Raw genomic sequence first — 12,116 nt, forward strand, 5'->3', positions numbered from 1 at the left:
AACTGTTATTCCAGGTACCAAACATGCCCGTGGATATGAAAGATATGACGGAGAAAGTGAGCTAAAAGACGTTACTTATTCTTACCCAGGTAGCTCGGATGGAGATATGATTTCTACTGCTGACGATTTAAACAAATTCTTCTCTTACTTACTCAGTGGCAAATTACTGAAGGAACAGCAACTAAAACAAATGCTTACTACAGTTCCTACAGGAATTGCTGAAATCGGCAGATATGGTCTTGGAATCTATGAAACTAAACTTCCAAACGGTGTCTCGATATGGGGACACGCAGGTGCCTCTCCAGGCTTTTCTACTTTTGCTGGAGGCACACTTGGAGGCAAGCATACATTGGCCATCAATTTGAATGGCCATAAAACTAGTTATAGTCCTTCTGATCCTTTTAAAAATATTTTACTTGCTGAATTTAGCAAGTAGGTAAAAAGGAAAAACAGATAAATCTTCCCATAGTTTTTATAGTTAGAAATATATATTTCTGGTTCGAAAAACTTATTCTAAAAAATTTTTGGGGATTTTGGAATTACGGGGGCAAGCCAATGTTATTAAGCTAATAAAACAAAATACTCCCTAAAATAAAAAAATACGCTATTCTTTCTGTAGAATCATAGAAAAGGATGGCGTATTTTTAAACTTGGGGTTAAAGAAAGTTCTTAACTTGATGGACATGTGGCGGTACCCCATCACCATCAAGTTAAAATTTTATAATGCTCCAAAACGAAAAATTTGAGTCTTTTATAGCAATGAAGTTCATTTTATCGTTTTGGGGCAACCTGATCTGGTGGTACGCCTTATAGATATTTTTACGTTTTTAATTTTTGTATTGACCTTAAAGTTACTTTAAGGTTTATGCTAAAGACAATTACATAAAAAAGCTTTTTTTATGTCTATATATAATTAATCATAAGGTGAGGAAAGTCATATGGGTATATACAATAGGAGAAATTTGGCTTTAGTTTTAGCATTATTTAATGTATTTATTGTATTTTTAGGAATTGGTCTTGTAGTTCCTGTAATGCCATCTTATATGAGGGCATTACATTTAGGCACTGACACTATGGGATATTTAATTGCTATGTTTGCATTTTTTCAACTATTAACATCTCCTATTTCCGGAATATGGGTAGATATATTTGGTCGAAAAAAAATGATTATAGCAGGGTTAATTCTATTTTCCTTTTCTGAATTTTTATTTGGAGTTGGAAATCAAATATGGGTATTATTTCTTTCTAGAGCACTAGGAGGCGTTAGTGCTGCATGTATGATGCCGGCAGTCACTGCTTTTATAGCTGATACAACATCATTAGAAAACAGAGCAAAAGCATTAGGGTATTTATCGGCAGCTATTAGTACAGGATTCATTATTGGACCTGGTATTGGTGGTTTTATATCTGATTTTGGCATACGTGCACCGTTCTTTTTTGCAGCAGTAATTTCTGGTATCGCTGCGTGTTTTTCAGTATTCATTTTGAAAGAACCTGTATCTAAAGAACAACGAATTAAAATGCAAGATAACAAAATACAAGTTAGTTTTTTAAAAGAAATGAAACAATCTTTTCACCCTTTATATTTTATCCCACTATTACTTGTTTTTATTTTAGGATGTGGTTTATCAGCTTATGAACATATGTTTAGCTTTGTTGTTGATAAAAAGTTTGGTTTTACACCTAAAGATATATCAATAATTATTTCAGTAAGTGCCATATTAGGAGTAATAGCACAAATCATGTTTTTTGAAAAATTAGTAAAAAAATTTGGTGAAAAAGGAATCATTAAATATAGCTTATTCATAGCCGCTATAATTATAGTTGTATCTACATTTGTCGGTAATTATTGGATGGTCGCGATTTTAACGTTTATCATCTTTTTGGCATTTGATTTACTTCGACCAGCAATTACAACATTACTTTCTAAAATAGCTGGAGAAAATCAAGGATTTATCGGAGGGATGAATTCTACTTATACAAGTCTCGGGAATATAATAGGGCCAGCAACGGGAGGCATTTTACTTAATGTAAATGTTAATCTACCATATATCTTTGCGGGATTAATTCTTACTATTGGATTTGGCATAACTGTATACTGGTCCAAATATATAACAAAAAACAACAGAGATACATTTCCAATGCAATCCTAATCTTATTGACAGGTTTCTATTTAAACCCAAACCAGAAAGCTTACGTTTTTATTTAATAAATCCCTTAAGTTGATGGGCATGGGGTCCCGCCAACGAGAAGCGAATTTTGCACGCTAAGCAAAAAAATATTATAAGCTATCCATATGGATAGCTTATTTACATAATTTTCGTTCTCGGAAGTTCTACACTGTATGTTCGGGATGGAAATCTAATGAATTAGTTCAGATTACGAAGATCAGGCGTAGTGTTTTAATATAGAGTTGGAGTCGGAGGAGAACAATGGAAGGAAACAATATCGTTTATAGCAACCGAATAATGATTCCATCTTCCGCCGAAAAACCTATAGCCATAAACTCTTTCGTGCCCAATAGTCGTCAAAAAAACCAGAAGTTGTCTCCGTTTCTAAGCGACAGATATGTGAATCGAAATAAACAATTTTGAAGACCCCAAGGACTCTGGGCATAGAGTGGCATTTGTCGTATATATACCATGATTTGAAGTTCACTCCTTATTTGAAATTAGACTTATAACTAATTTTATGCTCAGGGTCAAAGCTTAGATTGGATGTATGCCTAGTAGCCTATTTAAATTTAATTTTGAATGTATATAGTATACATAACGTCCTATTATCGTTAGCAAGTTTTTCATAGCATCCTTGTTTTTACTAAATTTTTGTCTCTATGTCTATCTATCTCTTATACAAGATTTTATACATCATTGATATAGCGGGGATTCTAGGGGTCTTCGCTATTCTTTTTTGTATAGAAAAGTAGTTAGACTAGTGTGTTTTACTTCGGTTCATTTCAAAATATAATTGAAAATTCATCTTTAAATTAAAAAAAGAAGATGTTACCTTTATATATTAATAATTTCGAAATATTGTATAACAGATAATTTTTATGCATTATTGATTAGCGTTGCTTATTGTGCTAACGAATCAGGATAGTGTGGCGACCGACCAACTAAATAGTTGCTTCTCCTCAATTATTAGAAGGAAAGTTCTATCATTTCGCGAATTGATTAGACATAGACGAGCGCTATAATTTTCTATATATGCATAAAGAGGTGACTACGCATGAATCAAAGACCGTCAGAAGAAGAATACGCCGGGAACTCCGGTGAATATATCCGTTTGGTGCCGGACGGTAACATCATCAACATTCTGCTCGCCCAGGAAAAGCAAATGACTGAGCTCCTGGCATCGTTGACCGAAAGCCAGGCCGCATATCGGTATGCGGAAGGAAAATGGACGCTGAAAGAAGTCGTGGGTCACATTGCAGACGCGGAACGCGTCATGACCTACCGCCTGCTCCGGTTCGCAAGAGGGGACCAGACACCTCTGACTGGTTTCGATCAGGAATTGTTCATACCTCCTTTCGGAAGCTGGACAACCGCGCAATTGGCCGAAGACTACCGGGCCGTACGGCAATCAACGATCACATTGCTGCGCGGGCTACCGGCGGAGGCGTGGACCCGCAAGGGCACAGCCAACAACCTAAGCATTACGGCGCGCGCCCTCGCGTACGGCATCGCAGGACACGAACTTCATCACATGGGAGTCATCCGAAACCGGTACTTGAGTTAATCATCGGCTGAGGCCTTTGGAATGGAACTAACACATCTTATGCAACCTTAGATACCGTTCTTATTGGGGTCCCTACCTACAACCATCAACTTAAGGATTTAGACTATTTTGAAATGAAAAGCACGTTACTATTCTCTTATGTTAATGAGAAAGGGTGACGTGCTTTTTATGATTATGCACCAAAAACAAGAGTTATCTTTATTTGCTGAAGAGTTATATCGATTTTTTTCATTTGGAGATATTTGTTTTTCTTAGCTTGATGGGGCACTACTCTATAATGGTCAAATTAAAATTTAAAACAGTTATAGAGACTCCATTTCTCGGAAATATTTTAACTATTAAGTTGTAAAAAGATATGATGCGAGGAATTTTTTTTAATAAATCAAAAAAAATTGATGAATCAGTTGCATAAAGAACGAATCAGCGTATATACTATAAATATCAAAAAAAGTTGATGAAGGGAAGTGAACTACAGTGGTACAAGATTTTCAGCTCTATGAGAAAAAGTTTAAAGCGTTGGCTGATCAAAAACGTTTAGAAATCATGTATGAACTTTGCCAGCGGGGCCAGACGTGTGTATGTGATTTAACAGAAGTTTTTGAAATGACGCAATCTAAGTTGTCCTATCATTTAAAGATTTTATTAGATGCGGGTTTAATTGTAAAAGAAACAAAAGGTACGTGGAGTTATTATGATTTAAATGATGCGGAAGTGAATAATTTATTATCAGAAGAATTGTGCTGTATCTTTAGAAAAACAGGGAAAGGTAGTTGCTGTTAAAATTTTGAGTTATTAATCAAAAAAAATTGATTAATGATATATAAAGAGGAGGAATAAGGTATGAGATATGTTCACATCGGTATAAACGTTACGAATTTAGAGAAGTCTATTGAATTTTATGAAAAGGTATTTGGTGTATCACCAGTTAAAGTGAAAACAGATTATGCAAAATTTTTATTAGAGACGCCAGGACTTAATTTCACGCTGAACGTGCGAGATGAAGTGAAGGGAAATCAGGTAAATCATTTTGGTTTCCAAGTGGATACAGCTGAAGAAATTACATTGCATAAAGAACGATTAGAAAAAGAAGGTTTCTTCGCGCGTGATGAGATGGATACGACTTGTTGCTATGCAGTACAAGATAAGTTTTGGGTAACGGATCCCGATGGTAATGAGTGGGAGTTCTTTTATACAAAAGCAGATAGTGATGTTCATAAAATAGAAGATCCATCTTGTTGTACGACTTCTACCGTAGTAGAAAAAAATTCTTGTTGTTAATAGGAGCTGGAAAATAAAATGAAACGTTTATCCTTTCTAGACCGATATTTAACACTATGGATCTTTCTAGCGATGGCTGTTGGGATTGGTTTAGGGTTTGTGTTCCCTAGTGTAGTAGACGGATTGAATACATTACAGGTTGGAACGACGTCTATTCCACTTGCTGTTGGTTTAATTGTAATGATGTATCCACCATTAGCGAAAGTTCGCTATGAGGAAATGGGACGAGTATTTAAAGATGTAAAAGTGTTAGTTCTATCTTTAGTACAAAACTGGATTATTGGCCCGGTACTTATGTTTGTGTTAGCAATTATTTTTCTTCCTGATAAACCAGAATACATGGTGGGTCTCATTATGATTGGATTAGCACGTTGCATTGCAATGGTCATTGTTTGGAACGATCTTGCTGATGGTGATAAAGAGTATGCGGCAGGTTTAGTGGCTTTTAATTCGGTATTTCAAATGTTATTCTTCTCGGTTTATGCATACGTGTTTGTAACGGTAATTCCAGAATGGTTAGGAATTGAAGGGGCTATTGTCGATATTACAATGATAGAAGTAGCAAAATCAGTATGTATCTATTTAGGAATTCCTTTTATAGCAGGTATGTTGACGCGCTTTGTACTCGTTAAGTTAAAAGGAAGACAGTGGTACGAAAAGGTGTTTATACCTAAAATTAGTCCACTTACATTACTTACATTACTATTTACAATCATCATTATGTTCTCCTTAAAAGGGGAGATGATTGTTAGCGTGCCACTAGATGTGGTAAGGATAGCGATTCCGTTATTAATCTATTTTATTGTAATGTTTTTGGTTTCTTTCTTTATGGGAAGAAAAATTGGTGCAAACTATCCGGTAACAACAACGTTAGCATTTACAGCTGGTAGTAATAACTTTGAGTTAGCAATTGCTGTAGCAGTTGGTGTGTTTGGTATTCATTCGGGCGCAGCATTCGCAGCTGTTATCGGACCGTTAGTGGAAGTGCCTGTAATGATTGCACTTGTAAACGTTGCTTTTTGGTTTAAACGTAAATATTTTAATGACCAACCAGTCTAAATTTAAAAATAAAGGCGGAAAATACCATGGAAAACAAAAAGACAATCTACTTTTTATGTACGGGAAATTCATGCAGAAGCCAAATGGCAGAAGCGTGGGGTAAACAATATTTAGGGGATAAGTGGAATGTGTATTCTGCAGGAATCGAAGCACATGGAGTAAATCCAAACGCAATTAAAGCAATGAACGAAGTAAATATCGACATAACAAATCAAACATCAGATATAATTGATGCAAACATTTTAAATAGTGCTGATTTAGTCGTTACGCTTTGTAGTCATGCGGATGCTGTTTGCCCATCTACTCCGACGCATGTGAATCGTGTTCACTGGGGATTTGATGATCCAGCAGGAAAAGAGTGGTCTGAATTTCAACGTGTTCGCGATGAAATTGGTGAACGTATAAAGCGATTTTCTGAAACAGGGGAATAAATAAAGGAAAGAGTCAATCTTCTATTGTGTTGGAGATTGGCTCTTTTTTATTATGTATTGCATTTACTTATCGCATCGCTTTAAAACTACTCTCAGTAAAAATACAGAATATTATGTAAAAATGGTAAAGTTAGAATAGAACAGTTTAAAAAAGGGGGTGTAACGTATGATCTGTGAACTAAGCAAGGATGATTTTTATAGGTGTAATCGTTTAGTGAATGAACAAGGTCAATTAGAGGTACGTGCTGTAATTGCAGGAGTGAATCCTGGTCGTATATTTGTAGATAACGTGACTTCTCCTAATTCGGGACTCATTTGGTTAGGTAATAATGATGGCTTCTTCTTTATTGGAGATGCTGAAAATGAAGAGTTTAATAAAGAAGTGAATCGTTTTATTAATCATGTAATAGTACCTGAGGCGAGGAAAGTAGGATTAGATTGCTTTGAAGGAATCGGGAATCATTCGAAGTGGAATAAAACAATCGAAAGAATATTTCAGCATTGTAAATTAAAGAGTTGGAATCAAAGAGTGTATATGCTAGGAAAAGAGGATTATGAAAATCATCATGAGCCTAAATTTGAACAGAGATATACTGTACTGAAAATGAGTAAAGCTCTCTATGAAAATAATAATAATACATTTAAGAACATTGATTTTTTACAATCAAAAATTTTAGAGTTTTGGTCTTCACCGGATTCTTTTTTCAATGAGGGGATTGGCTATTGCATTGTTTATGATGATTTAATTGTGAGTGTTTGTTTTTCAGGGTTCGTCTTTGAAAATATACACTGTATAGATATTGAAACGATAGAAGGTCACCAAGGGAGAAAATTAGCTCAAAAGATAGCGCATAGTTTTGTGAAAGATTGTTTGGAGAATGATATTATTCCATATTGGGACTGTATGGAATTGAACAAGCCTTCTGTTGCAGTTGTAGAAAATGTAGGGTTTACAAATGTATTTAACTATGTGGGATATTATTTTTTATTTGAATAATCTAGGTATACTTTACAATTTACACTTTGAGATTGTCCAATCATTATATATATCTACAATTTAAAAAAGAAAGCATATGAGGTGTGCGAAAATGAAAATACAAATAGTATTGTTTGATGGTTTCGGAGAACTTGTCTCTTTCGCACCGTTTGAGGTACTGAAAAGAGCGATAGAAGAAGGGGCTCAATTTGTAGTTGAATTCGTTTCGAGTGAACAAAAGAAGGAAGTTACTACCTCGTTTGGAGTTACAGTTAAACTACATGATTTTTTACGAATGGAGAATCGTCCAGATTTGTTAATTGTACCTGGTGGTGGCTGGAATCATAAAGCAGAGCATGGGGCACGAAAGCAAGCAGAGCTTGGAACTTTGACTAAAATGATTAGCGAGATGTACAATGCAGGAACAATCGTTGCTGGCGTGTGTACAGGGGGTATGCTGTTAGCAGCCTCTGGTATATTGAACGGTCGAAAGGCAACGATGCACTATTTGGCACAGGATGAAATGAGTGAATACGGGGCAGAGCTTCTTCATTACCGAATTGTAGATCAAGACGATGTTATCACTGCAAGAGGAGTCACTTCAGGAGTTGATTTGGGACTTTGGATCACGGAAAGATTCGCAAGTCCTAAAATTGCGGCTGCTGTTGAATACAGAATGGAATATGAGAGGCGAGGTGTTGTTTGGAAGTAATTTGACTTCTTTTTTATCCCGCATTAACGGACAGTAAGACTCCCACCACAAAATTCAGCGAATGGGAGGGAGGGCTGCCCGGAAAAAAACAATGGATATGTACTAATAATCAGTGGGGATGACAAAACTCCTACTGATGAAAGTTTCATTTTATAATTTTTCATCTTATTAAAAGTTGATTTGTTAGAAAGGATAATCATTTATTGCTATAATGAATGGATGCATGGCAGGAAATAGATAGAAAGATACTGCTAGTAATTTATACTTAAAATGTAGGGAGATTGAACAGAGTTATGGGGACAGAAAAAGAAATTAGTTCCGCTAAATTAATATGGAAGATGACGCGCCCGCATACGTTAACGGCGACGTTTTCTCCTGTAATTTTAGGAACAGTGGCATCACTTTATGTTGCCAAAATTGATTGGCTGTTATTTATTGCGATGATGGCTGCATGTTTAGCATTGCAAATAGCAACGAACTTATTTAATGAGTACTATGATTTTAAACGTGGATTAGACACTGCTGAATCCGTTGGCATCGGTGGCGGAATTGTCCGTCATGGATTGAAGCCAAAAAATGTGTTAACAGTTGCGCTTTTATTATATGTCGTAGCAGCAATTATTGGAGTTTATATTTGTATGAATAGCAGCTGGTGGTTAGTCGTCATCGGTTTAATTGGAATGGCGGTTGGCTATTTATATACAGGCGGTCCATTACCAATTGCGTACACCCCGTTTGGAGAATTAGTTTCTGGATTGTTAATGGGAACATGTTTTGTACTCATTGCTTTCTTTATTCAAACGAATACTGTAACGATTGAAAGTGTATTAATTTCCATTCCAATTGGAATTTTAGTAGGTGCAATCAATATGTCGAATAACATCCGAGATATCGAAGAAGATATTAAAGGTGGAAGAAAGACATTAGTAATCCTCCTTGGGAGAGAAAAAGCTGTGGTAACACTAGCGATAGCCTTTTTCATTGCGTATTTATGGATTGCCGTAATTGTATTAATGGGTTATATAAGCCCTTGGGCATTAGTTATGTTCCTAGGTTTGAGAAAGCCAATTTCTGCGATTCAAAGTTTCCAAAAAGGGGCAAAGGATCCTGGATATATGCGCATCGCAATGAAATCAACAGCGATGACAAATACGATTTTCGGCTTCTTGTTGTCAGCAGGATTATTAATTAGTTACTTGTTTTAAATGAAAAATATTGTTAAGTAACTTAACCCCAGTTTCTCAATTTTAATATAGAGAGATTGGGGTTTTTATTTTGACTTTGTTTCATGTTAAAAACAGTTTCATTTGAAATGCAAATACCAATAAATTGCAACTTCATCATTTTCAATATCCAAACCTTTATAAACAAGAAAATCAAACCCACCAATTACAAATCCGCATTTTTCATAGAACTTACATGCTGCGACATTATTATTTTGCGTTTCAAGCATGATACCTGGCATATTGCCTTTTTTTGCCCACTGCTTTGCTTGATCAACTAATCTTTTACCAACTCCGAGTGTACGATATTTTTTATCTACCGTTATATCTTCTATGTAAGCATAGTGGTTCCAATTCTTTTTTAATACCATTAATCCAATGATTTGGTTATGTAACAGTGCTATGTAAATGACTTGATTAGGTTTATTTATATATTCATTGTAAGGCAGTTGTTCATTATCATCTTGATTTTGTAAATAACTTTTTTCATAACTCGGAACGTCTTCTACTGTATATTTTATACGTCTATTTCCTTTGGAAAGAGAAAGAATTAACCGAGCATTCACTATAAAACTGTCATCAATCTCCGGGAGATTATCTAAATCATTTGTTTCTAACTCTCTAATTACAAGGTTCATCGGGGCACCTCCACATAATAATATTTCTTCTAGTTCTTCATTTGGTTCAAATGAATTCCAATTACAAAATTATAATAGAATTTCAATAGTACGGCTATCTTTGTATTTTATCTTTATATCAGCATGCTATTATCTTGATATAAAAATATTGTTTAGAAAGAGTAGTATCTTTTATTTTGGATGTATATTCAGTTTTCAAATTTAACTGTAATAGAGAAAAAATATTTTTTAAAGAGTGGATGCAATAGGCTATTCTTTAACTAATTTCGACATTATCTGCATTTTATCTTCACCTTCCTCTATTAATCTATTTATTGTAAATATCAGCTGGAGTTAATGCTTAGCTGTATAAATAATGAAGATGAAAATGAGTAGGGAAAGGATCGAAACATAATGAAAGAATCACAAAATAAGAAAAAAACAAGTGGAGTAAATAAGGTAATACTATCTTTAGGAGTTGTTTTAGCAACGACCTTTTTCACGTTCTTTTTAATAGGGAAATGGAACTCTATCCCAGCGAAAGGGGTAGCTAATGAAAGTATTAGGCTAGCTAATACGCAACAACAAGGAAAGAAAGAGGACACATCGCTGGCAAAACAGAAAAGACCTGATGGAAAACCAGTAGGAAAGGTTGTTTATTTAACATTTGATGACGGCCCTAGCGAATTAACTGGAAAATTTTTAGATGTACTAAAAGAGCAACATGTTGCCTCGACATTTTTTATGCAAGGAAGCAATTTACAGAATACCGCTTTTCAGGAAAATGTAAAACGAGCAGTAAAAGAAGGACATTATATTGGTGCTCATAGTATGACACATAATAGTGATAAGCTATACAAAAAAGAACAATTTGTAACGGAGATGAAAGAAACGTTAGCTCTTATTCATAATATTACAGGTACAACTCCTAAACTAGTCCGTCCCCCATATGGATCTGCACCAGGATTAAAGGGGCAGGACATTCGTAACAAAATTGTAGAAGCAGGAATAAAAGTTTGGGATTGGACGATAGATTCAAATGATTGGAAATTAAAAGGTAACCCACAGCAAATTATAGAAAATGTAAAGCGTACAACAACAGAAGATGTGGAAGTAGTTCTAATGCATGAAAAACTACAGACATTACAAGCGCTTCCGGAAATTATTAAATTTTATAAGGAAAAAGGATATGAATTCGGGGTATACAATGAAGCGGATCATTTTCAACTAAACTTCCAGAAAGATCAACGTCTATAGTATAAACATAATTATTTTAAAAAGGTGTTTTCCATTACTAAATCAATAACTAAGCCAAAAGTCGATTTCTTATTTTATAAAGAAATCGGCTCTTTCGTTTATGTATTACGTTACAAGAGTTTTCTTATTTTCTCCGGAATGTCCTTTTTTGAAATCTATGCAACAGAGTCTTTATAGTAAGAGTATTTTGTCGGGGAATAATCAAAAAAACGTATATTACAATATAAAAAATTCATCTTAATACTAAAGGATACATGACAACGATTCCTATAAATTCTTCTCAATAATTGAAAATAAAATCAATCCAGATTATTATATTGTTATTGTAATTATAAATGTAATTACATTTTATTGAAGGAGGATACAAAGATGAAAAACTCAAAAGGCTCTATTGAATCAGAGATAAGCAAAGCAATTACTCACTGGGAAAAGGACTACCTAGGACGCGGGTCTATATCCGTTAAGACAGATATATTGCGGGATATGATTATCGTAAATTTACAAGGTATTTTAACGCCAGCTGAATATACGGTTTGCGAAACAAAAGACGGTATGCTAACGATAAAGAAAAATCGTTCGGAGCTAGTTGAATCTGGAATTGAAGATTTGAAAGAGATTATACTAGAATTAACTGGAGAAAAAGTGAAAAGTTTTCATACGGATATAAGCTCCCGTACTGGTGAACGAGTAATGATTTTTAAATTGTTTCATAATCTTGAGGGGAAATTTTAAAAATTAAAACCATCGTAGGGTTAGTGGGAGATAATTAAGAAACCTAAAAGTTTTGCGCTTTATTTAAATTTATTAACATGATAATAATTAATA

At 34.7% G+C, this 12,116-nt stretch carries 13 protein-coding genes; 12 read left to right on the forward strand and 1 reads right to left on the reverse strand.

Annotated elements, in window-relative coordinates:
* The 10 genes from DN404_RS05860 to menA form a co-directional block, all read left to right on the forward strand.
* Positions 1-436 (forward strand): serine hydrolase (locus DN404_RS05860; protein ID WP_149214813.1); only part of this gene is annotated, 436 nt, incomplete at its 5' end.
* A gap of 502 nt (positions 437-938) precedes the next feature.
* Positions 939-2,153 carry an MFS transporter gene (locus DN404_RS05865; RefSeq protein WP_149149779.1) on the forward strand — a complete coding sequence of 405 codons (1,215 nt, stop codon included), beginning with the start codon at positions 939-941 and terminating at the stop codon, positions 2,151-2,153.
* A 1,075-nt stretch (positions 2,154-3,228) separates the two neighbouring features.
* A complete protein-coding gene (locus DN404_RS05870) occupies positions 3,229-3,738 on the forward strand; it encodes a DinB family protein (protein ID WP_149214814.1) in 510 nt (169 codons plus the stop codon).
* A gap of 474 nt (positions 3,739-4,212) precedes the next feature.
* Positions 4,213-4,518 carry an arsenical resistance operon transcriptional regulator ArsR gene (arsR, locus tag DN404_RS05875; RefSeq protein WP_002182884.1) on the forward strand — a complete coding sequence of 102 codons (306 nt, stop codon included), beginning with the start codon at positions 4,213-4,215 and terminating at the stop codon, positions 4,516-4,518.
* Between the two features lie 60 nt (positions 4,519-4,578).
* Positions 4,579-5,016 carry an ArsI/CadI family heavy metal resistance metalloenzyme gene (locus tag DN404_RS05880; RefSeq protein WP_149214815.1) on the forward strand — a complete coding sequence of 146 codons (438 nt, stop codon included), beginning with the start codon at positions 4,579-4,581 and terminating at the stop codon, positions 5,014-5,016.
* A gap of 18 nt (positions 5,017-5,034) precedes the next feature.
* Entirely contained in the window at positions 5,035-6,075 is a 1,041-nt protein-coding gene (arsB, locus tag DN404_RS05885; RefSeq protein WP_149214816.1) for an ACR3 family arsenite efflux transporter, read from the forward strand.
* Between the two features lie 26 nt (positions 6,076-6,101).
* Positions 6,102-6,506, forward strand: coding sequence for an arsenate reductase (thioredoxin) (gene arsC / locus DN404_RS05890; protein WP_149214817.1), 405 nt, complete (start codon positions 6,102-6,104; stop codon positions 6,504-6,506).
* Between the two features lie 166 nt (positions 6,507-6,672).
* Positions 6,673-7,503, forward strand: a complete 831-nt coding sequence (locus tag DN404_RS05895; RefSeq protein WP_149214818.1) for a GNAT family N-acetyltransferase — start codon at positions 6,673-6,675, stop codon at positions 7,501-7,503.
* A gap of 91 nt (positions 7,504-7,594) precedes the next feature.
* Positions 7,595-8,194, forward strand: a complete 600-nt coding sequence (locus tag DN404_RS05900; RefSeq protein WP_000701573.1) for a DJ-1/PfpI family protein — start codon at positions 7,595-7,597, stop codon at positions 8,192-8,194.
* Positions 8,195-8,487: 293 nt separating this feature from the next.
* Positions 8,488-9,399 (forward strand): 1,4-dihydroxy-2-naphthoate polyprenyltransferase, encoded by a 912-nt coding sequence (gene menA / locus DN404_RS05905; RefSeq protein ID WP_006918166.1) that lies wholly within the window; start codon positions 8,488-8,490, stop codon positions 9,397-9,399.
* Positions 9,400-9,497: 98 nt separating this feature from the next.
* On the opposite strand, the gene satA is transcribed toward menA, so the two are convergent.
* Positions 9,498-10,055: a streptothricin N-acetyltransferase SatA gene (gene satA / locus DN404_RS05910; RefSeq protein ID WP_149214819.1), complete on the reverse strand. Its 558-nt coding sequence runs from the start codon at positions 10,053-10,055 to the stop codon at positions 9,498-9,500.
* Positions 10,056-10,448: 393 nt separating this feature from the next.
* Between satA and DN404_RS05920 the strand changes: the two genes are divergently transcribed.
* Both DN404_RS05920 and DN404_RS05925 read left to right on the forward strand, forming a co-directional pair.
* Positions 10,449-11,291, forward strand: a complete 843-nt coding sequence (locus DN404_RS05920; RefSeq protein ID WP_000665162.1) for a polysaccharide deacetylase family protein — start codon at positions 10,449-10,451, stop codon at positions 11,289-11,291.
* Positions 11,292-11,660: 369 nt separating this feature from the next.
* Positions 11,661-12,023 (forward strand): Na-translocating system protein MpsC family protein, encoded by a 363-nt coding sequence (locus DN404_RS05925; RefSeq protein WP_000798163.1) that lies wholly within the window; start codon positions 11,661-11,663, stop codon positions 12,021-12,023.
* The last annotated feature ends 93 nt before the right edge of the window (positions 12,024-12,116 follow it).

The sequence above is a fragment of the Bacillus sp. TE8-1 genome, from assembly GCF_008368855.1.
Taxonomy (GTDB): domain Bacteria; phylum Bacillota; class Bacilli; order Bacillales; family Bacillaceae_G; genus Bacillus_A; species Bacillus_A cereus.